This is a genomic window from Lysinibacillus sp. FW301-JW8, from assembly GCF_058788755.1.
The window spans coordinates 17786-35833 of record NZ_JBYTBB010000058.1 but is presented as its reverse complement, the minus strand read 5'-3'; the positions used below and the strand labels follow the sequence as shown (position 1 = coordinate 35833).

The window sequence follows — 18048 nt, the reverse complement described above, 5'->3', positions numbered from 1 at the left end:
ACGCGAGTGAAGCGGCTCATCGGACGCCCCCAGGAAAGCACTCAGTCGGAACGGAGATCAACCCCTCGTTTTGAAAAGGGATATACTTTTTAATTTGTAACCTTGATTTCATTGACATAATAGTATTTCAACAACATGAAAACAGTATGATTATTTAAACATCATACTGTTTTTTTATTTATTGTGATAAAGGAGGTAGTATATTTAAGATTTTTAAAATAACAAAATTAAAATCAATATCACAATGATTCTATTAGCTTTGAGTAGGCTTGTAATGACTATATTATAATAGTGCTTATTTACAGGGGATATTTGCAATATTTAAAAATGTTAATATTACAATCTTATGTGTTGCAAAATATCTAGAAATTCTTTATACTAATAAACGGCTTAAATAAGCGAAGAAATAGTAGTAGTAAGAATATCAGCAACATTTAAAAGAATTTAGCGAAAAGACTTGCTTATTCTTTTTTTATTGTATATAATGTTGAATGTTGGTCTTTGACTGCGATGAAACGAGAGGTTGCCGACACACCCGGCCGCTTTGCCATGGCGGTGTGTAGGAGAATTTTCGTGGAGAATGTCTAGAAAATAGGCGAGAAGGAGGGAAAATAATGGCAAAACAAAAGATTCGTATTCGTTTAAAAGCGTATGATCACCGTATTTTAGATCAATCTGCTGAGAAAATTGTGGAAACTGCAAAACGTTCAGGTGCAAGTGTATCAGGTCCGATTCCACTTCCAACTGAGAAGTCTGTGTACACAATTCTTCGTGCTGTTCACAAGTACAAAGACTCTCGTGAACAATTCGAGATGCGTACGCATAAACGTCTGATCGATATCGTTAACCCAACACCACAAACTGTTGACGCGTTAATGAAACTTGATTTACCATCTGGCGTTGATATCGAAATCAAACTTTAATGGTAAAAAATATAACTTTTCAAAACTTACAGGAGGTGTGACAAATGGCTAAAGGAATCTTAGGTAGAAAAATTGGTATGACACAAGTTTTCGCTGAAAACGGCGATTTAATCCCGGTAACAGTTATCGAAGCTACTCCAAACGTAGTTCTTCAAAAGAAGACTGTTGAAACAGATGGCTACGAAGCAGTTCAAATTGGTTTCGAAGACAAGCGCATTAAGCTTTCTAACAAACCAGAACAGGGTCACGTAGCAAAAGCGAACACTGCTCCTAAGCGCTTCATTCGTGAATTCCGCAACGTGAACGTGGAAGAATACGAAGTTGGTCAAGAAGTCAAAGTAGAAATTTTCGCAGAAGGCGATGTAATTGATGTAACAGGAGTTACTAAAGGTAAAGGTTTCCAAGGTGTTATTAAACGCCACGGTCAATCTCGTGGTCCTATGGCTCACGGTTCTCGTTACCACCGTCGTCCTGGTTCAATGGGTCCAGTTGCTCCGAACCGCGTATTCAAACAAAAGAAATTACCTGGTCAAATGGGTGGCACTGTAGTTACAATCCAAAACTTAGAAATCGTGAAAGTTGATGCGGAACGTAACTTACTACTTGTTAAAGGTAATGTTCCTGGTTCTAAAAAAGCTCTAGTTACAGTGAAAACTGCAATTAAAACTAAGTAATTACTTAAGGAAAGGAGGAAACAGGAATGACAAAAGTATCTGTACTTAGTCAAACAGGTGCTTCAGTTGGTGAAATCGAATTAAACGATGCGATCTTCGGAATCGAACCAAATGAAGCAGTATTATTCGACGCAGTAGTAGCTCAACGTGCTTCTCTTCGTCAAGGTAATCACAAGGTGAAAAACCGTTCTGAAGTTGCTGGTGGTGGTCGCAAACCATGGCGTCAAAAAGGAACTGGCCGTGCTCGTCAAGGTTCTATCCGTTCTCCACAATGGCGCGGCGGTGGTATCGTATTCGGTCCTACTCCACGTAGCTATTCTTATAAATTACCTAAAAAAGTTCGTCGTTTAGCTCTTAAATCTGCTTTATCAGCTAAAGTAGTAGAACAAAACTTCTTAGTTCTTGATGCTCTTACACTAGCAGCACCAAAAACAAAAGAATTCACAAAAATCCTTAAAGATCTTTCTTTAGAGAAAAAATCTTTATTCGTAACTGCTGACCTAGATGAAAACGTAGCATTATCTGCTCGTAACATCCCAGGTGTAACAGTTTTAACTGCAAATGGAATCAACGTTCTTGATCTATTAGGTCATGATAAAGTTGTATTTACTAAATCTGCAGTAGAAAAAGTTGAGGAGGTGCTTGGATAATGGAAGCACGTGATATTTTAAAACGTCCGGTCATTACTGAGCGTTCTTCAGAACTTATGGCAGAGAAAAAGTATACTTTTGAAGTAGACACTCGCGCAAACAAAACTCAAGTAAAAGACGCAGTAGAAGAAATCTTTGGCGTTAAAGTTGAGAAAGTAAACGTTCTTAACTACAAAGGTAAATTCAAACGCGTTGGCCGTTATGGTGGTTACACAAACAAACGTCGTAAAGCGATCGTTAAATTAACTGCTGATAGCAAAGAAATTGAATTATTCGAAATGTAATCCTTAATGGATTTATGATTTGAACACTCAAGAAGGAGGGAAAACACAATGGCGATTAAAAAGTATAAACCTACCTCTAATGGTCGTCGTAACATGACGTCATTAGACTTTGCGGAAATTACAACTAACAAGCCTGAGAAATCATTGCTTGAACCAACTAAACGCAAAGCTGGTCGTAACAACCAAGGTAAAATCACTGTTCGTCATCATGGTGGTGGTCATAAGAAGCAATACCGTGTTATCGATTTCAAACGTGTTAAAGATGGCATTCCGGCAAAAGTTGCTACTATTGAATATGATCCAAACCGTTCTGCGAATATCGCATTAATCAACTATGCCGATGGAGCAAAAGCTTACATCTTGGCACCAAAAGGTCTAGAGGTTGGTCAAACAATCGTGTCTGGTCCTGATGCTGATATTAAAGTAGGTAATGCATTACCATTAGCAAACATTCCAATGGGTACTACTATCCATAACATCGAGTTAAAACCTGGTAAAGGTGGACAATTAGTACGTTCTGCTGGTACTTCTGCGCAAGTACTTGGTCGTGAAGATAAATACGTAATCGTTCGTCTACAATCTGGTGAAGTACGTTTAGTGTTAGCTACTTGCCGCGCTACAATCGGTCAAGTTGGTAACGAACAACATGAATTAGTACACATCGGTAAAGCAGGTCGTAGCCGTTGGTTAGGTAAACGCCCAGAAGTTCGTGGTTCTGTAATGAACCCTAACGATCACCCACACGGTGGTGGTGAAGGACGTTCTCCAATCGGACGTAAATCACCAATGACTCCTTGGGGTAAACCAGCACTTGGTTACAAAACTCGCAAGAAGAAAAACAAATCGGATAAATTTATTATCCGTGGTCGTAAAAAATAAAGTGGTTAAACTACGGTTCTATGTGAGAGCCGTGGTGGAATCACGGAGGGAGGTTCCTACATGGGTCGCAGCTTGAAAAAAGGACCTTTTGTCGATGACCACTTAATGAAAAAAGTGGAGGCGCAAGAGGCTTCTGAGAAAAAACAAGTTATCAAAACTTGGTCACGCCGTTCTACAATCTTCCCGAACTTCATCGGTTTAACGATTGCTGTTTATGATGGACGTAAACACGTTCCAGTATACGTAACAGAAGATATGGTTGGCCACAAACTTGGTGAGTTCGCACCAACACGTGCTTATAAAGGTCACGGTGCAGACGACAAGAAAACAAGACGCTAATTTTGAGAGGAGGTAAATCCTAATGACACAAGCTAAAGCTATCGCTCGTACAGTACGCATTGCTCCTCGCAAAGTACGTCTAGTTGTAGACTTAATTCGAGGCAAGCAAGTTGGTGAGGCAGTTGCAATTTTACGTCATACTCCAAAAGCGGCGTCTCCAGTCGTTGAAAAAGTATTAAAATCTGCAGTTGCTAATGCTGAGCACAACTATGATCTTGACATCAACTCTTTAGTAGTTTCTGAAGTTTTCGTTGATGAAGGTCCAACATTAAAACGTTTCCGTCCACGTGCACAAGGACGTGCAAGCGCAATTAACAAACGCACAAGCCACATTACTCTAGTGGTATCTGAGAAGAAGGAGGGTTAATCCGTGGGTCAAAAAGTACATCCAATAGGACTGCGCGTTGGTATTATTCGTGACTGGGAGTCAAAATGGTACGCTGAAAAAGACTATGCAACTCTACTTCACGAAGACATCAAAGTGCGTAAATATATTGAAACGGCTCTTAAAGACGCTTCTGTTTCTAAAGTAGAAATCGAACGTGCTGCAAACCGTGTAAACATTACAATTCACACTGCGAAACCAGGTATGGTAATCGGTAAAGGTGGTACTGAAGTTGAAAATCTTCGTAAATACCTTAACGATTTAACTGGTAAACGTGTACACATTAACATTATCGAAATCAAACGTGCTGATCTTGATGCTCGCTTAGTAGCTGAAAACATCGCTCGTCAATTAGAAAACCGTGTATCATTCCGTCGTGCGCAAAAGCAAGCGATCCAACGCACAATCCGCGCTGGTGCAAAAGGAATTAAAACACAAGTATCTGGTCGTTTAGGTGGCGCTGATATTGCGCGTGCTGAACACTATAGTGAAGGAACTGTTCCACTTCATACTCTACGTGCTGACATTGATTATGCACACGCAGAAGCTGACACTACTTACGGTAAATTAGGCGTTAAAGTATGGATCTACCGTGGTGAAGTTCTTCCTACGAAGAAATCTGTGGAAGGAGGCAAATAATATGTTATTGCCTAAACGCGTAAAATACCGTCGTGAACACCGCGGAAACATGCGTGGCGAAGCGAAAGGCGGTAAAGAAGTATCTTTTGGCGAATGGGGCTTACAAGCTCAAACAGCTAGCTGGATTACTAACCGTCAAATCGAATCTGCTCGTATCGCGATGACTCGTTACATGAAACGTGGCGGTAAAGTTTGGATTAAAATCTTCCCACATAAACCTTACACTAAAAAACCTCTAGAAGTCCGCATGGGTTCTGGTAAAGGTTCTCCTGAAGGTTGGGTAGCAGTAGTAAAACCAGGAAAAATAATGTTCGAAATTGCTGGTGTATCTGAAGAGATCGCACGTGAAGCACTTCGTTTAGCATCACATAAGCTTCCTGTTAAATGTAAAATCGTAAAACGTCAAGAAACTGGTGGTGAATCTAATGAAAGCTAATGAAATCCGTGACCTTGCCACTTCTGAAATTGAATTAAAAGTGAAATCACTGAAAGAAGAGCTTTTCAACCTTCGCTTCCAATTGGCGACTGGTCAATTAGAAAACACAGCTCGTATTCGTGAAGTGCGTAAAGCAATCGCGCGTATGAAAACTGTTATTCGTGAAAGAGAAATCAGTGCAAATAACTGATAAAGGAGGTTTTCAAGTATGACTGAGCGTAATCAACGCAAAGTTTACACGGGCCGCGTCGTTTCAGATAAAATGGACAAAACTGTTACTGTTTTAGTTGAAACTTACAAAAAGCACAAGCTTTACGGTAAACGTGTAAAATACTCTAAAAAGTTTAAAGCTCATGATGAGTTAAACACAGCGAAAATCGGTGATATCGTACGTATCATGGAAACTCGCCCGCTATCAGCTACTAAACGTTTCCGTCTAGTTGAAGTTGTAGAAAAAGCGGTTATTATTTAATAACTATTTCGGAACAACCAATTTCCGAAGGGAGGTAACCTAAGTGATCCAACAAGAAAGTCGTATGAAAGTTGCTGACAACTCAGGTGCACGTGAAGTTCTTACAATTAAAGTGCTTGGTGGCTCTGGCCGTAAAACTGCTAACATCGGTGATATCGTTGTTTGTACAGTTAAGAAAGCAACACCAGGTGGCGTTGTCAAGAAGGGTGACGTTGTTAAGGCTGTTATCGTTCGTACTAAATCAGGCGTACGTCGTAAAGATGGTACGTACATCAAATTTGATGAAAATGCTTGTGTAATTATTCGTGATGATAAATCACCACGCGGAACTCGTATTTTCGGACCTGTTGCACGTGAATTACGTGACAGCAACTTCATGAAAATCGTTTCTCTAGCTCCAGAAGTTCTTTAATTTCATGATAGTGCCAATCAAGGAGGTGCGACAGCATGCATGTAAAAAAAGGTGACAAGGTTAAGGTTATCACTGGTAAGGATAAAGGCAAAGAAGGCGTAATTCTTGCTGCTTACCCTAAACAAGATCGCGTTCTTGTTGAAGGTGTGAACATCGTGAAAAAACACGTAAAACCTAACCAATTGAATCCACAAGGTGGAATTGTAAGCCAAGAAGCTGCAATTCACGTTTCGAACGTAATGCTAATCGATCCTAAATCTGGCGAGCCGACTCGTGTAGGTTATAAAATCGAAAACGGTAAAAAAGTTCGTGTTGCAAAAAAATCAGGTGCAGTAATCGACTAATTAGTATAAATAGAAGGGAGGTACACACATGAGCCGCCTAAAAGAAAAATATTTAAGTGAAGTTTCACCTGCTCTTATGAGCAAGTTTGGATATAAATCAGTTATGCAACTGCCAAAGGTAGAGAAAATCGTTATCAACATGGGTGTTGGTGATGCAGTTCAAAACTCAAAAGCATTAGATGCAGCTGTAGAAGAATTAACAATTATCACTGGTCAAAAGCCAGTAGTAACGAAAGCAAAAAAATCGATTGCAGGCTTCCGTCTACGTGAAGGTATGCCTATCGGTGCTAAAGTTACATTACGCGGTGAGCGTATGTATGAATTCTTGGACAAATTAATCTCAATCTCACTACCTCGTGTACGTGACTTCCGTGGTGTTTCTAAAAAAGCATTCGATGGTCGCGGTAACTACACTTTAGGTGTTAAAGAGCAATTAATTTTCCCGGAAATCGATTACGATAAAGTTTCAAAAGTACGCGGTATGGACATCGTGATCGTAACGACAGCGAATTCTGATGAAGAAGCTCGCGAGTTATTGACACAATTCGGTATGCCGTTCCAAAAGTAATCAAACAAGGAGGGCGAAAACGTGGCTAAAAAATCTATGATCGTTAAACAACAACGTAAGCAAAAGTTTAAAGTACAAGAATATACACGTTGTGAACGCTGTGGTCGTCCACACTCTGTATATCGTAAATTCAAACTTTGCCGTATTTGTTTCCGAGAACTTGCATATAAGGGACAAATTCCTGGCGTGAAAAAAGCCAGCTGGTAATCCCCTAATTTGGGAAGGAGGTAAATGTAATGACAATGACTGATCCGATTGCAGATATGCTTACTCGCATTCGTAATGCGAACATGGTTCGTCACGAGAAGTTAGAAGTACCAGCTTCCAACGTGAAAAAAGAAATCGCTGAAATTTTAAAGCGCGAAGGTTTCGTACGTGACGTAGAATACGTGGAAGACAACAAGCAAGGTATTATCCGTATCTTCTTAAAATACGGTAAAGATAACGAGCGCGTTATCACTGGCTTAAAACGTATTTCTAAACCTGGTCTACGAGTATATGCTAAAACAAATGAAGTACCTAAAGTATTGAACGGACTTGGTATCGCTTTAGTGTCAACTTCACAAGGTTTATTAACAGATAAAGAAGCTCGCGCTAAACAAGTTGGCGGCGAAGTTCTAGCATACGTTTGGTAATTAGCAATAAATGAATGGAGGTGCAACTAAATGTCTCGTGTAGGTAAAAAAATTATCGAGGTACCAGCTAACGTAACTGTTACTGTTGCAGCTGACAACAATGTTACTGTTAAAGGTCCTAAAGGCGAACTTGTTCGTTCTTTCCACCAAGATATGAAAATTGAGCAAGAAGGTAACATAATTTCAATATCTCGTCCTTCTGAATCAAAAGAACACCGCACAAACCACGGTACTACTCGTGCGCTTCTAGCGAACATGGTTACTGGTGTTTCTGCTGGTTTCGAAAAATCTTTAGAGCTTATCGGTGTTGGTTACCGTGCGCAATTACAAGGTAAAAAGCTTGTACTTAACGTAGGTTACTCTCACCCAGTTGAGTTCACACCTGAAGATGGTTTAGAAATTGAAGTTCCTTCTAACACAAAAATCATCATTAAAGGTATCAGCAAAGAACGCGTTGGTGCTCTTGCATCTAACATCCGTGACGTGCGTCCGCCAGAGCCTTACAAAGGTAAAGGTATCCGTTATGAAGGCGAATATGTTCGTCGTAAAGAAGGTAAAACAGGTAAATAATGCTGCCTAAGCATTAGAAAGGAGTGACCCTTGTGATTACGAAACAAGATAAAAATCAGGTTCGTAAAAAACGTCATGCACGTGTACGTTCTAAAATTTCGGGTACAGCTGAGCGTCCACGCTTAAATGTATTCCGTTCAAACAAGAACATCTACGCGCAACTTATCGATGACGTAGCAGGCGTAACAATTGTTAGCGCATCTTCTCAAGAAAATGGTTTTGAAGGTGCTGGTAGCAATGTTGATGCTGCAACTAAAGTCGGTGAAACAATCGCAAAACGCGCTACGGAAAAAAATATTAGTGTTGTAGTATTTGACCGTGGTGGTTACTTATATCATGGACGCGTTAAAGCTTTAGCTGAAGCTGCACGTGAGAACGGTTTAGAATTTTAATAAGAAGGAGGGACACATTTCATGAGTCGTATTGACGCAAACAAACTTGGAGAACTTGAAGAACGCGTAGTTACTATTAACCGTGTTGCTAAAGTTGTTAAAGGTGGACGTCGCTTCCGCTTCACAGCATTAGTTGTAGTTGGCGATAGAAACGGTCATGTTGGTTTTGGTACTGGTAAAGCTCAAGAGGTTCCAGATGCTATCCGCAAAGCTGTTGAAGACGCGAAGAAAAACTTAATCGAAGTGCCACGCGTAGGTGGAACAACTCCACACTTAGTGCAAGGTCGCTTTGGTGCAGGAGAAATCCTAATTAAGCCTGCTGCTCCTGGTACAGGAGTTATCGCTGGTGGTCCAGTACGTGCTGTACTTGAGCTTGCTGGTATTACTGATATTCTTTCAAAATCACTTGGATCTAACACACCAATTAACATGGTACGTGCAACTGTTCAAGGTTTAGCTGAATTAAAACGCGTAGAGGACGTAGCTAAATTACGTGGTAAATCAGTGGAAGAAATATTAGGATAAGGGGGGAAAGATAATGGCTAACAAATTAGAAATCACCCTTACAAAATCTGTGATTGGTACTAAACCGGCGCAACGTAAGACAATCGAAGCTCTAGGTTTACGTAAATTACATCAAACTGTTGAGAAAGCTGATAATGCAGCAACTCGCGGCATGTTAGATAAAGTAGCTCATTTAGTTACTGTAAAAGAAATTTAATTTCCAATTATTGAACAAGGAGGTGCCACCCACTATGAAACTGCATGAGTTAAAACCAGCAGAAGGTTCTCGTAAGCAACGCAACCGCGTTGGTCGTGGTATCGGTTCTGGTAACGGTAAAACATCAGGTAAAGGTCATAAAGGTCAAAACGCTCGTTCTGGTGGCGGTGTACGCCCAGGCTTCGAGGGCGGTCAGAACCCATTATTCCGTCGTTTACCAAAACGTGGCTTTACGAACATCAACCGTAAAGAATACGCTATCGTTAACCTTGACACTTTAAACCGTTTCGAAGACGGTGCAGAGGTAACTGCTGCATTATTACTTGAAACTGGTCTTGTGAGCAATGAAAAAGCTGGAATTAAAGTTCTTGGCAATGGAACTCTAAACAAAAAGCTTACTGTAAAAGCTCATAAATTCTCAGCTTCAGCAAAAGAAGCAATCGAGAATGCCGGCGGAACTACTGAGGTGATTTAATGTTTCAGACAATCTCTAACTTTATGCGTGTTCGAGATATACGAAATAAAATCATTTTCACTCTTTTATTGTTAATTGTTTTCCGTATTGGTACGTTTGTGCCAGTACCAAACGTGGATGCTAATGTATTAAAGGTAACTGATGAGTTGAACCTCGTTGGTTTCCTGAATACTTTTGGCGGTGGTGCACTGAAAAACTTCTCCATCTTCGCTATGGGGATTTATCCATACATCACTGCTTCAATCATTGTTCAGTTATTGCAAATGGATGTAGTGCCGAAATTTGCTGAATGGGCAAAGCAAGGTGAAGTCGGACGACGTAAACTTGCTCAATTCACTCGCTACTTTACAATCGCTCTTGCTTTTATTCAGTCATTCGCGATGTCATTTGGTTTTAATAAAATGTATGGCGGATCATTGATTAAAGAAGAAGGAATTTTAACATATGTTACGATTTGTATTGTATTAACAGCAGGTACAGCATTCTTAGTATGGCTTGCTGAACAAATTACTGCACATGGTGTTGGTAATGGTATTTCTATTGTGATCTTCGCAGGTATTGTTTCCGCATTACCTACAAGTATCAACCAAATCTATGCACAACAAATCGAGGGTGCTGGTGATAAGCTATTTATCAACCTAATTATCCTAGGTTTACTTATTTTAATTTTGCTTGCAGTTGTTGTTGGAGTTATCTACATGCAACAAGCACTACGTAAAATTCCAATTCAATATGCGAAACGAGTTACTGGACGTAACCAACAAACAGGTGGTCAACAAACGCATTTACCATTAAAAATAAATGCTGCTGGGGTTATTCCGGTAATCTTTGCATCAGCGTTTCTGATGACACCTCGTCTGTTAGTCCCGTTCTTCGGTGAAAATAATGTGACAACATTCATTGAAAACACGTTCAATTATGAAAAACCTGTTGGAATGATTGTTTATATTGTTTTAATTATCGCATTCACATATTTCTATGCATTCGTACAAGTGAATCCAGAAAATGTGGCTGATAACTTGAAAAAGCAAGGTGCTTACATTCCAGGTATTCGACCTGGTGAAAGTACGCAAACGTATTTAACAAGCGTGTTATATCGTCTGACATTTGTCGGTGCGATTTTCTTAACTGTTCTTTCTGTAATGCCGATTTTATTCATGAACTATATGAATCTACCTGCCTCAGTGCAGATCGGTGGTACAAGTATTATTATCGTAGTCGGCGTAGCGCTCGAAACGATGAAACAGCTAGAGTCTCAACTTGTTAAACGTCACTACAAAGGCTTTATGAAATAATGTTGGTTTTTGGGGAACGTTCCATCGTTTCCTGAAATCAGCAAACCTTTTGTGGGAGGAATATTTCCTTATGAATATCGTTTTAATGGGTCTGCCAGGTGCTGGTAAAGGTACACAGGCAGATAAGATTGTTGAGAAGTACACGGTTCCTCATATTTCTACAGGCGATATGTTCCGTGCAGCTATTAAAGACGGCACAGAACTAGGCTTACAGGCTAAATCGTTTATGGATCAGGGAGCTTTAGTTCCAGATGAAGTAACGATTGGTATTGTTCGTGAGCGACTTGCTAAGCCTGATTGTGAAAAGGGCTTCTTATTAGATGGGTTCCCACGTACTGTTCCACAAGCTGAAGCTTTAGATGGCATTCTTGCTGATCTAGGCAAGGCTATTGAACATACGATTAACATTCAGGTTGAAAGAGATGAGTTAATCGCTCGTCTATCAGGTCGTCGTATTTGTAAAACTTGTGGTACATCCTATCATTTAATTTTCAATCCTCCAGCTGAGGAAGGAAAATGTGATAAAGATGGTGGCGAGCTTTATACACGTGCGGATGATAATCCTGAAACGGTTGCAAACCGTCTGGACGTAAATATGAAACAAGCACAGCCTTTACTTGATTTCTATGAAGCAAAAGGTGTGTTAACTAATATAGATGGACAGCAAGATATTAACAAAGTGTTTGCTGATCTTGATGCTCTATTACAGGGCAGCCGCAGCTGATACCCGGCTCCGGGCGCAGAATACTGCTTCCGCGGGAGGCATGCGGAAGCAACAACGAAACATAATTTTTTGAGAGTTGCAAAAGCATATTGTGCCCGGTATATATTTCTTTTAAAAAGTGCAACATTATTTTTAAAGGAGTATAATGGGTTTCGTGGAAGCATCTGTGTAACGGGTATGAATATCTCATCCAAGACATTCCGGTATTCGTGTAAACATGGGAGATTCAGTGCCCTATGCTGGTCCTGTAGATTCCGTGGATTGTGTGAAGCGAAACCAGACGAGCGTCTTTCAAACATCTCTCATACAATCCAAACATATGTTGAAACGAGGTTGCTTCTATAGTTGCAGCAGATATCCGTTTGATGTAACGATGAGAACTTTAATTTGCATATAGAGAGGAGACAGAGTAGATGGCGAAAGATGATGTAATTGAAGTCGAAGGAACAGTTGTTGAGACTTTGCCAAACGCGATGTTTAAGGTAGAATTAGAAAATGGACATGTGATTCTAGCACACGTATCTGGTAAGATTCGTATGCACTTTATCCGCATTCTACCTGGAGATAAGGTTACTATCGAGTTATCTCCTTATGATTTAACTCGCGGTCGTATCACATACCGTTTTAAATAATCTTTTGCGCTCCGGACTACTAAGGAGGTTAGGTTAGATGAAAGTGAGACCATCTGTGAAACCGATCTGCGAAAAATGTAAAGTAATTCGCCGACGCGGTAAAGTAATGGTAATCTGTGAAAATCCTAAACACAAACAAAAACAAGGATAATTCTGAAGGAGGTGCACAACGTACATGGCACGTATTGCTGGTGTTGACATTCCTCGCGACAAACGCGTGGTAATTTCATTAACGTACATTTTCGGTATTGGTAAAACTACAGCTCAGAAAGTATTAGCTGACGCAGGTATTTCAGAAGATACACGCGTACGCGACTTAACTGAAGATGAGTTAAACAAAATCCGTGAACAATTAGATTCATACAAACTTGAAGGTGACTTACGTCGCGAAACTTCATTAAATATTAAACGTCTGATGGAAATCGGTTCATTCCGTGGTATCCGTCACCGTCGTGGTTTACCTGTTCGTGGTCAAAATACGAAGAACAATGCGCGTACGCGTAAAGGTCCTCGTAAAACAGTTGCGAACAAGAAAAAATAATTGGTAAAGGAGGTTCCTTCTTAACATGGCTCGTAAACAACAAACTCGTAAACGTCGTGTGAAAAAGAATATCGAATCTGGTATTGCACACATTCGTTCTACATTTAACAATACAATTGTAACGATTACAGATATGCAAGGTAACGCTGTATCTTGGTCAAGTGCTGGTGCTCTTGGTTTCCGTGGTTCACGTAAATCTACACCATTCGCTGCTCAAATGGCTGCAGAGACTGCTGCTAAAACATCCCTTGAACATGGTCTGAAAACGTTGGAAGTAACTGTTAAAGGTCCTGGTGCAGGTCGTGAAGCTGCAATTCGTGCACTTCAAGCTGCTGGGTTAGAAGTAACTGCTATTAAAGACGTTACTCCAGTTCCTCACAATGGTTGCCGTCCGCCAAAACGTCGTCGCGTGTAATGGGTGCGTCTCATATTGTATGAGAACATCATTTTTTGTACAGACTGTCTTGTGCAGATAATAAACGATACGTCATTGACGATCGAATCTATGATGGAAAGAACCTATACATTCGATGTTTTGAAGGAGGGTAAATGAAATGATCGAAATTGAAAAACCAAAGATTGAAACGGTGGAGATCAGCGAAGATTCCAAATATGGAAAGTTTGTTGTAGAACCGCTTGAACGCGGATATGGAAACACTTTGGGTAATTCTTTACGTCGTATCCTTCTGTCTTCATTACCAGGAGCTGCTGTCACTTCAATTCAGATTGACGGTGTTCTTCACGAATTCTCAACTGTAGAAGGCGTGGTAGAGGATGTAGCTTCAATTATCTTGAACGTGAAAAAACTTGCTCTTAAAATCTACTCTGACGAAGAAAAAGTTATTGAGATTGATGTAAAAGGCGATGGTACAGTTACGGCTGCTGACATTACACATGACAGTGACGTAGAAATTTTAAACCCAGATCTATATATTGCAACAATCGCTAAAAACGGTCATTTACGTATGCGTATGTATGCACAACGCGGCCGTGGTTACACTCCTGCTGATCAAAACAAACGTGAGGATCTTCCTATCGGCGTGATCCCGATCGACTCTATTTACACTCCAGTATCACGCGTCAATTTCCAAGTGGAAAATACTCGTGTAGGTCAGTCTTCTGACTACGATAAACTTTCTCTTGATGTGTGGACAGATGGTAGCATCGGTCCGAAAGAGGCGATTTCGCTCGGAGCAAAAATTTTAACCGAGCATCTTAACATCTTCGTTGGCATGACTGATGAGGCACAAACTGCTGAAATCATGGTCGAAAAAGAAGAGGATCAAAAAGAAAAAGTTTTAGAGATGACTATCGAAGAACTTGATCTTTCTGTTCGTTCTTATAACTGCTTGAAACGCGCTGGTATTAACACAGTACTAGAGCTTGCGAACAAGTCAGAAGACGATATGATGAAAGTTCGTAACCTTGGACGTAAGTCACTAGAAGAAGTAAAAGCGAAGTTAGAAGAGCTTGGTTTAGGATTACGCAAAGAAGACTAAGCGATTTAAACAAAACTTACAAGATCAGATATTTTTTTATAAGGGAGGGAAACATCCATGGGTTACAGAAAACTTGGTCGTACAAGTTCTCAACGTAAAGCGATGTTACGTGACTTAGCTACTGATTTAATCATCAACGAGCGTATCGAAACTACTGAGGCTCGCGCTAAAGAAGTACGTAAAGCTGTTGAAAAAATGATTACTTTAGGTAAACGCGGAGATTTACACGCACGCCGTCAAGCTGCTGCATTCATCCGTCGTGAACTAGTAACAACTACTGATGCAGAAGGTAACGAAACAACTTCATTTGCACTTCAAAAGTTATTTGATGATGTTGCACCACGTTATGCAGAACGTCAAGGTGGTTACACTCGTATTCTTAAAGTAGGTCCTCGTCGTGGTGACGGTGCACCTGTTGTTGTGATTGAATTAGTTTAACTTCTTGAAAGAAGTTAAAGCCTCCGGCGGATGTCACGGAATCGCAAAGGATTTCTTTGTGCAGGCGCAAAGCTGATTCCGGACGCAATTATGCCGAGGCATAATTGATTCATAAGAGAAGACAAGTGGTGAAGAGGGTGGAATCACCACCCTCTTTCTTTATAAATGATTTATACGACAAATAATTAAGCTGAGCGTTATGATGAGCGGGCACTGTTGTGTGGCGTCTCGTTTAGCTCTCCGCACCTCATTCGTGGAAACAAGGATTTGAGCATCCATGTTTCTTGTAAATGTAACGACTAGCGCATTTCTATTGAATGAGGTGCGCGCTTTTTTATTATGTAAGATAGCGCCAAATTGTGGTGCTTTTTTTAATATATGGGTCTAGGATTTACCATTCAACATGAAGTGGGCAATCTATGGTAGAGGCTCTTAAAAGATAGCATGTTCCGCTCAATAGGTGTAAAAGAGTGGGATAAGAATTTCTGAGTGATTTCTTAAAATAACTTGGTGAAAGTGGTTTTATCAATTTTCTTTTATCGACATAATGATTGTAGTAGAATTCATACATAAAACAGTGTAAGTTAGTTAGTAGAGCCGAGCATGTAGAGAGGAGTTCTAGAAATGCCTGAAATTTTATCATTAAATAATGTGACATTTTCATATACACCAGAAGATAATGAAAGCCATAATGCTGTGGAGAATGTAAGTTTTGCAGTACAGGAGGGTGAATGGATTGCTATCGTGGGTCATAACGGTTCTGGTAAATCTACGATTGCAAAGCTAATGAATGGATTGTTATATCCACAACAGGGCGATGTACGTATATTACTCGAAGTATTAACCGAAGAGAATCTTTGGAAGAGCCGTTCGCAGATGGGGATGGTATTTCAAAATCCAGATAATCAATTCGTTGGAGCGACTGTGCAGGACGATGTAGCCTTTGCTCTTGAAAATAATGGTGTACCATTTGAAGAAATGGTGAAGCGTGTTCATGCAGCACTAGATCAAGTAAAAATGAGTGATTTTTTAGATCATGAGCCCCATCACTTATCAGGTGGACAAAAGCAGCGCGTTGCCATCGCAGGTGCACTTGCGTTAAAGCCCAAGCTTCTGATCCTCGACGAAGCTACGTCTATGTTAGATCCACAGGGACGTGGTGAAGTATTACAGACAGTTCAAACTTTGCGTGCTGAAACTGGGTTAACCGTATTATCCATCACACATGATTTAGAAGAGGCAATGCTTGCGGATCGTATTCTTTTCATGAACGATGGTAAGAAATTTGCTGAGGGTACACCTGTAGAAATATTTGCACTTGGGGACAAGCTAGTTGAGCTAGGACTTGACTTACCATTTGCCATGAAGCTATCAAAGTTATTGCAAAAGGAAGGTGTTCCATTAATGGGACAACATATGACAGAAGAAGAGTTGGTGAATGATTTATGGACATCAAACTTCAACAAGTAAGCTATGCCTATGCACAAGGCACACCTTTTGAAAAACGGGCATTATTCGATGTAGATTTTGAAATTCCATCACATACGTATCAAGCAATTATCGGGCATACAGGCTCCGGAAAATCAACCATTCTTCAGCATTTTAACGCACTTCTAAGACCAACTTCTGGGGAAGTACATATAGGAGACCGGATTGTTGTAGCTGGCAAAAAGGCGAAGGATTTAAAGGCCGTTCGTCAAAAGGTTGGTATTGTGTTTCAATTTCCAGAGCATCAGCTGTTTGAAGAAACCGTGCTAAAGGATATTATGTTTGGTCCTATGAATTTCGGTGTCTCAGAACAAGAGGCTGAAGCACGTGCAAAGGAACTTGTAGGCTTAGTAGGTCTACCAGAAACCGTACTTGAAAAATCACCTTTTGATTTATCAGGTGGACAGATGCGACGAGTGGCAATTGCAGGTGTATTAGCCATGGAGCCAGAAGTAATTGTTTTAGATGAACCAACGGCTGGGCTTGATCCTCGTGGTCAAAAAGAAATTATGGATATGTTTTATAAGCATCATCAGGAACGAGGGCTTACGACAATCCTAGTTACGCATAGTATGGAGGACGCAGCTCGTTATGCAGATAATATTGTTATTATGCATGAAGGAAAAAACGTATTGAGTGGTACACCTCAAGAAATTTTTAAAGATGTGGAGACATTAAAGAACTTCCGCTTAGAGCCTCCTCGTATTGTACGCTTTCAGCAAAAAATCGAGCAAATGATGAATAAGCCTTTCCAAAAAGTATGTTTAACGGAAGAAGAGCTCGCTACTGAAGTTGCTCGAATGCTACGAGAGGAGCGTGCAGAATCATGATGGAAAAAATGATATTTGGACGCTTCTTACCAGGAAGCTCTCCTGTTCATAAGCTTGATCCACGTTCAAAGCTAATTTTTGTCTTCGCGTTCATTATTATCGTATTTTTAGCAAATAATATAGCGACATATGCTATGCTTCTAGCTTTTACCTTACTCATTGTCTTCGTGTCGCGTATTCGTCTGTATTTTTTAATTAACGGTTTAAAGCCAGTACTCTTTTTAATGGCCTTTACCTTCTTACTCCATATCTTTATGACAAAGGAAGGAGCTCTGGTTTTTGATTGGAAGTTTATTAAAATTTACGAAGAAGGAATTCGGCAAGGGATATTTATTTCGGTACGTTTTCTAGTATTGGTCTTTATGACATCTATCTTAACACTTACAACGTCACCGATTTCAATTACAGATGGTATTGAAGTACTGCTGAACCCATTAAAAGCATTAAAAGTGCCTGTTCATGAGTTAGCCTTGATGATGTCTATTTCATTGCGCTTCATTCCCACGTTAATGGATGAGACAGATAAAATTATGAAGGCTCAAATGGCACGTGGCTCAGATTTATCCTCAGGACCGATAACGGATCGTATTAAAGCAGTTGTCCCATTGCTAGTTCCTCTCTTTGTCAGTGCCTTTAAACGGGCGGAGGATTTAGCAACTGCTATGGAAGTAAGGGGCTACCGTGGAGGAGAGGGACGTACTAGATATCGTAAGCTTAAGTGGGATATGGGTGACACATTTGCACTGGTGTTATTAGTAGCAATAGCTGTATTGCTATTCTTCTATAGAAGTTAAAGGAGTTAG

32 protein-coding genes and 1 pseudogene are annotated in these 18048 nt (G+C 40.2%); all 33 read left to right on the top strand.

Annotated elements, in window-relative coordinates:
• The first annotated feature begins 614 nt into the window (after positions 1 to 614).
• The gene (gene rpsJ / locus AC3WOM_RS20235) at positions 615 to 923 is read left to right on the top strand and encodes a 30S ribosomal protein S10 (RefSeq protein ID WP_004233624.1); all 309 of its coding nucleotides are present in this window, start codon (positions 615 to 617) and stop codon (positions 921 to 923) included.
• Positions 924 to 967: 44 nt separating this feature from the next.
• Positions 968 to 1597 (top strand): 50S ribosomal protein L3, encoded by a 630-nt coding sequence (rplC, locus tag AC3WOM_RS20230; protein WP_492448101.1) that lies wholly within the window; start codon positions 968 to 970, stop codon positions 1595 to 1597.
• A 26-nt stretch (positions 1598 to 1623) separates the two neighbouring features.
• On the top strand, positions 1624 to 2247 hold the full coding sequence (gene rplD / locus AC3WOM_RS20225; RefSeq protein ID WP_004233626.1) for a 50S ribosomal protein L4: 624 nt from the start codon (positions 1624 to 1626) through the stop codon (positions 2245 to 2247).
• Positions 2247 to 2531 carry a 50S ribosomal protein L23 gene (rplW, locus tag AC3WOM_RS20220; RefSeq protein WP_004233628.1) on the top strand — a complete coding sequence of 95 codons (285 nt, stop codon included), beginning with the start codon at positions 2247 to 2249 and terminating at the stop codon, positions 2529 to 2531. The genes rplD and rplW overlap by 1 nt, the downstream gene beginning before the upstream one ends.
• A 48-nt stretch (positions 2532 to 2579) precedes the next feature.
• Entirely contained in the window at positions 2580 to 3410 is an 831-nt protein-coding gene (gene rplB, locus AC3WOM_RS20215; RefSeq protein ID WP_054771424.1) for a 50S ribosomal protein L2, read from the top strand.
• 60 nt (positions 3411 to 3470) lie between these two features.
• Positions 3471 to 3749, top strand: a complete 279-nt coding sequence (rpsS, locus tag AC3WOM_RS20210) for a 30S ribosomal protein S19 (RefSeq protein WP_036151954.1) — start codon at positions 3471 to 3473, stop codon at positions 3747 to 3749.
• Between the two features lie 22 nt (positions 3750 to 3771).
• Positions 3772 to 4116: a 50S ribosomal protein L22 gene (gene rplV / locus AC3WOM_RS20205; RefSeq protein WP_004233639.1), complete on the top strand. Its 345-nt coding sequence runs from the start codon at positions 3772 to 3774 to the stop codon at positions 4114 to 4116.
• A 3-nt stretch (positions 4117 to 4119) separates the two neighbouring features.
• Entirely contained in the window at positions 4120 to 4773 is a 654-nt protein-coding gene (gene rpsC, locus AC3WOM_RS20200) for a 30S ribosomal protein S3 (RefSeq protein WP_427549191.1), read from the top strand.
• A gap of 1 nt (position 4774) precedes the next feature.
• Entirely contained in the window at positions 4775 to 5209 is a 435-nt protein-coding gene (gene rplP, locus AC3WOM_RS20195) for a 50S ribosomal protein L16 (RefSeq protein WP_025116437.1), read from the top strand.
• Positions 5199 to 5399 (top strand): 50S ribosomal protein L29, encoded by a 201-nt coding sequence (rpmC, locus tag AC3WOM_RS20190; protein ID WP_004233646.1) that lies wholly within the window; start codon positions 5199 to 5201, stop codon positions 5397 to 5399. Before rplP ends, rpmC begins: the two co-directional genes overlap by 11 nt.
• A gap of 18 nt (positions 5400 to 5417) precedes the next feature.
• The gene (gene rpsQ, locus AC3WOM_RS20185) at positions 5418 to 5681 is read left to right on the top strand and encodes a 30S ribosomal protein S17 (RefSeq protein WP_004233648.1); all 264 of its coding nucleotides are present in this window, start codon (positions 5418 to 5420) and stop codon (positions 5679 to 5681) included.
• A 43-nt stretch (positions 5682 to 5724) separates the two neighbouring features.
• Entirely contained in the window at positions 5725 to 6093 is a 369-nt protein-coding gene (gene rplN / locus AC3WOM_RS20180) for a 50S ribosomal protein L14 (RefSeq protein WP_004233650.1), read from the top strand.
• 35 nt (positions 6094 to 6128) lie between these two features.
• Complete coding sequence (gene rplX / locus AC3WOM_RS20175) at positions 6129 to 6437, top strand: 50S ribosomal protein L24 (protein ID WP_053482809.1); 309 nt, start codon at positions 6129 to 6131, stop codon at positions 6435 to 6437.
• Positions 6438 to 6465: 28 nt separating this feature from the next.
• Complete coding sequence (rplE, locus tag AC3WOM_RS20170) at positions 6466 to 7005, top strand: 50S ribosomal protein L5 (protein ID WP_427549193.1); 540 nt, start codon at positions 6466 to 6468, stop codon at positions 7003 to 7005.
• Between the two features lie 21 nt (positions 7006 to 7026).
• Positions 7027 to 7212, top strand: a complete 186-nt coding sequence (locus AC3WOM_RS20165) for a type Z 30S ribosomal protein S14 (protein WP_004233656.1) — start codon at positions 7027 to 7029, stop codon at positions 7210 to 7212.
• 29 nt (positions 7213 to 7241) lie between these two features.
• Entirely contained in the window at positions 7242 to 7640 is a 399-nt protein-coding gene (rpsH, locus tag AC3WOM_RS20160) for a 30S ribosomal protein S8 (protein ID WP_008181717.1), read from the top strand.
• 30 nt (positions 7641 to 7670) lie between these two features.
• Positions 7671 to 8210, top strand: coding sequence for a 50S ribosomal protein L6 (rplF, locus tag AC3WOM_RS20155; RefSeq protein ID WP_492448100.1), 540 nt, complete (start codon positions 7671 to 7673; stop codon positions 8208 to 8210).
• A gap of 32 nt (positions 8211 to 8242) precedes the next feature.
• A complete protein-coding gene (gene rplR / locus AC3WOM_RS20150) occupies positions 8243 to 8602 on the top strand; it encodes a 50S ribosomal protein L18 (protein WP_427549197.1) in 360 nt (119 codons plus the stop codon).
• A gap of 21 nt (positions 8603 to 8623) precedes the next feature.
• Entirely contained in the window at positions 8624 to 9127 is a 504-nt protein-coding gene (gene rpsE / locus AC3WOM_RS20145) for a 30S ribosomal protein S5 (RefSeq protein WP_427549199.1), read from the top strand.
• 13 nt (positions 9128 to 9140) lie between these two features.
• Complete coding sequence (gene rpmD, locus AC3WOM_RS20140; protein ID WP_054771429.1) at positions 9141 to 9323, top strand: 50S ribosomal protein L30; 183 nt, start codon at positions 9141 to 9143, stop codon at positions 9321 to 9323.
• A gap of 34 nt (positions 9324 to 9357) precedes the next feature.
• Entirely contained in the window at positions 9358 to 9798 is a 441-nt protein-coding gene (gene rplO / locus AC3WOM_RS20135; protein WP_427549201.1) for a 50S ribosomal protein L15, read from the top strand.
• Complete coding sequence (gene secY / locus AC3WOM_RS20130; protein ID WP_427549203.1) at positions 9798 to 11093, top strand: preprotein translocase subunit SecY; 1296 nt, start codon at positions 9798 to 9800, stop codon at positions 11091 to 11093. The genes rplO and secY overlap by 1 nt, the downstream gene beginning before the upstream one ends.
• 70 nt (positions 11094 to 11163) lie before the next feature.
• Positions 11164 to 11817, top strand: a complete 654-nt coding sequence (locus AC3WOM_RS20125) for an adenylate kinase (RefSeq protein WP_427549205.1) — start codon at positions 11164 to 11166, stop codon at positions 11815 to 11817.
• Positions 11818 to 12075: 258 nt separating this feature from the next.
• Positions 12076 to 12144, top strand: a pseudogene (locus AC3WOM_RS20120) (hypothetical protein); the annotation flags it as partial.
• Between the two features lie 86 nt (positions 12145 to 12230).
• Positions 12231 to 12449: a translation initiation factor IF-1 gene (gene infA / locus AC3WOM_RS20115; protein WP_004233690.1), complete on the top strand. Its 219-nt coding sequence runs from the start codon at positions 12231 to 12233 to the stop codon at positions 12447 to 12449.
• Between the two features lie 37 nt (positions 12450 to 12486).
• Entirely contained in the window at positions 12487 to 12600 is a 114-nt protein-coding gene (gene rpmJ, locus AC3WOM_RS20110; RefSeq protein WP_000868344.1) for a 50S ribosomal protein L36, read from the top strand.
• A gap of 24 nt (positions 12601 to 12624) precedes the next feature.
• On the top strand, positions 12625 to 12990 hold the full coding sequence (gene rpsM / locus AC3WOM_RS20105) for a 30S ribosomal protein S13 (protein ID WP_004233729.1): 366 nt from the start codon (positions 12625 to 12627) through the stop codon (positions 12988 to 12990).
• Positions 12991 to 13015: 25 nt separating this feature from the next.
• Positions 13016 to 13405 carry a 30S ribosomal protein S11 gene (gene rpsK / locus AC3WOM_RS20100; RefSeq protein WP_004233731.1) on the top strand — a complete coding sequence of 130 codons (390 nt, stop codon included), beginning with the start codon at positions 13016 to 13018 and terminating at the stop codon, positions 13403 to 13405.
• 139 nt (positions 13406 to 13544) lie between these two features.
• Entirely contained in the window at positions 13545 to 14489 is a 945-nt protein-coding gene (locus AC3WOM_RS20095) for a DNA-directed RNA polymerase subunit alpha (RefSeq protein ID WP_004233733.1), read from the top strand.
• A 57-nt stretch (positions 14490 to 14546) separates the two neighbouring features.
• Complete coding sequence (rplQ, locus tag AC3WOM_RS20090; RefSeq protein ID WP_012296051.1) at positions 14547 to 14927, top strand: 50S ribosomal protein L17; 381 nt, start codon at positions 14547 to 14549, stop codon at positions 14925 to 14927.
• Between the two features lie 624 nt (positions 14928 to 15551).
• The gene (locus tag AC3WOM_RS20085; RefSeq protein ID WP_492448099.1) at positions 15552 to 16397 is read left to right on the top strand and encodes an energy-coupling factor ABC transporter ATP-binding protein; all 846 of its coding nucleotides are present in this window, start codon (positions 15552 to 15554) and stop codon (positions 16395 to 16397) included.
• Positions 16373 to 17245 carry an energy-coupling factor ABC transporter ATP-binding protein gene (locus AC3WOM_RS20080; protein WP_492448098.1) on the top strand — a complete coding sequence of 291 codons (873 nt, stop codon included), beginning with the start codon at positions 16373 to 16375 and terminating at the stop codon, positions 17243 to 17245. The genes AC3WOM_RS20085 and AC3WOM_RS20080 overlap by 25 nt, the downstream gene beginning before the upstream one ends.
• Positions 17242 to 18039, top strand: coding sequence for an energy-coupling factor transporter transmembrane component T family protein (locus tag AC3WOM_RS20075; RefSeq protein ID WP_427549210.1), 798 nt, complete (start codon positions 17242 to 17244; stop codon positions 18037 to 18039). The genes AC3WOM_RS20080 and AC3WOM_RS20075 overlap by 4 nt, the downstream gene beginning before the upstream one ends.
• Positions 18040 to 18048: the final 9 nt, after the last annotated feature.

What these genes read in the sequence shown, in the direction of transcription:
- rpmC (WP_004233646.1), top strand. Translation starts at nt 5,199, where the DNA reads ATGAAAGCTAATGAAATCCGTGACCTTGCCACTTCTGAAATTGAATTA.
- rpsE (WP_427549199.1), top strand. Translation starts at nt 8,624, where the DNA reads ATGAGTCGTATTGACGCAAACAAACTTGGAGAACTTGAAGAACGCGTA.
- rplO (WP_427549201.1), top strand. Translation starts at nt 9,358, where the DNA reads ATGAAACTGCATGAGTTAAAACCAGCAGAAGGTTCTCGTAAGCAACGC.
- AC3WOM_RS20075 (WP_427549210.1), top strand. Translation starts at nt 17,242, where the DNA reads ATGATGGAAAAAATGATATTTGGACGCTTCTTACCAGGAAGCTCTCCT.
- infA (WP_004233690.1), top strand. Translation starts at nt 12,231, where the DNA reads ATGGCGAAAGATGATGTAATTGAAGTCGAAGGAACAGTTGTTGAGACT.
- rplB (WP_054771424.1), top strand. Translation starts at nt 2,580, where the DNA reads ATGGCGATTAAAAAGTATAAACCTACCTCTAATGGTCGTCGTAACATG.
- rpsQ (WP_004233648.1), top strand. Translation starts at nt 5,418, where the DNA reads ATGACTGAGCGTAATCAACGCAAAGTTTACACGGGCCGCGTCGTTTCA.
- rplD (WP_004233626.1), top strand. Translation starts at nt 1,624, where the DNA reads ATGACAAAAGTATCTGTACTTAGTCAAACAGGTGCTTCAGTTGGTGAA.
- rplF (WP_492448100.1), top strand. Translation starts at nt 7,671, where the DNA reads ATGTCTCGTGTAGGTAAAAAAATTATCGAGGTACCAGCTAACGTAACT.
- rplW (WP_004233628.1), top strand. Translation starts at nt 2,247, where the DNA reads ATGGAAGCACGTGATATTTTAAAACGTCCGGTCATTACTGAGCGTTCT.
- rplX (WP_053482809.1), top strand. Translation starts at nt 6,129, where the DNA reads ATGCATGTAAAAAAAGGTGACAAGGTTAAGGTTATCACTGGTAAGGAT.
- rpmD (WP_054771429.1), top strand. Translation starts at nt 9,141, where the DNA reads ATGGCTAACAAATTAGAAATCACCCTTACAAAATCTGTGATTGGTACT.
- AC3WOM_RS20080 (WP_492448098.1), top strand. Translation starts at nt 16,373, where the DNA reads ATGGACATCAAACTTCAACAAGTAAGCTATGCCTATGCACAAGGCACA.
- rpsH (WP_008181717.1), top strand. Translation starts at nt 7,242, where the DNA reads ATGACAATGACTGATCCGATTGCAGATATGCTTACTCGCATTCGTAAT.
- rpsS (WP_036151954.1), top strand. Translation starts at nt 3,471, where the DNA reads ATGGGTCGCAGCTTGAAAAAAGGACCTTTTGTCGATGACCACTTAATG.
- AC3WOM_RS20095 (WP_004233733.1), top strand. Translation starts at nt 13,545, where the DNA reads ATGATCGAAATTGAAAAACCAAAGATTGAAACGGTGGAGATCAGCGAA.
- AC3WOM_RS20085 (WP_492448099.1), top strand. Translation starts at nt 15,552, where the DNA reads ATGCCTGAAATTTTATCATTAAATAATGTGACATTTTCATATACACCA.
- rplQ (WP_012296051.1), top strand. Translation starts at nt 14,547, where the DNA reads ATGGGTTACAGAAAACTTGGTCGTACAAGTTCTCAACGTAAAGCGATG.
- AC3WOM_RS20125 (WP_427549205.1), top strand. Translation starts at nt 11,164, where the DNA reads ATGAATATCGTTTTAATGGGTCTGCCAGGTGCTGGTAAAGGTACACAG.
- rplC (WP_492448101.1), top strand. Translation starts at nt 968, where the DNA reads ATGGCTAAAGGAATCTTAGGTAGAAAAATTGGTATGACACAAGTTTTC.
- rpsJ (WP_004233624.1), top strand. Translation starts at nt 615, where the DNA reads ATGGCAAAACAAAAGATTCGTATTCGTTTAAAAGCGTATGATCACCGT.
- secY (WP_427549203.1), top strand. Translation starts at nt 9,798, where the DNA reads ATGTTTCAGACAATCTCTAACTTTATGCGTGTTCGAGATATACGAAAT.
- rpsK (WP_004233731.1), top strand. Translation starts at nt 13,016, where the DNA reads ATGGCTCGTAAACAACAAACTCGTAAACGTCGTGTGAAAAAGAATATC.
- rpsM (WP_004233729.1), top strand. Translation starts at nt 12,625, where the DNA reads ATGGCACGTATTGCTGGTGTTGACATTCCTCGCGACAAACGCGTGGTA.
- rplP (WP_025116437.1), top strand. Translation starts at nt 4,775, where the DNA reads ATGTTATTGCCTAAACGCGTAAAATACCGTCGTGAACACCGCGGAAAC.
- rplV (WP_004233639.1), top strand. Translation starts at nt 3,772, where the DNA reads ATGACACAAGCTAAAGCTATCGCTCGTACAGTACGCATTGCTCCTCGC.
- rpmJ (WP_000868344.1), top strand. Translation starts at nt 12,487, where the DNA reads ATGAAAGTGAGACCATCTGTGAAACCGATCTGCGAAAAATGTAAAGTA.
- rplE (WP_427549193.1), top strand. Translation starts at nt 6,466, where the DNA reads ATGAGCCGCCTAAAAGAAAAATATTTAAGTGAAGTTTCACCTGCTCTT.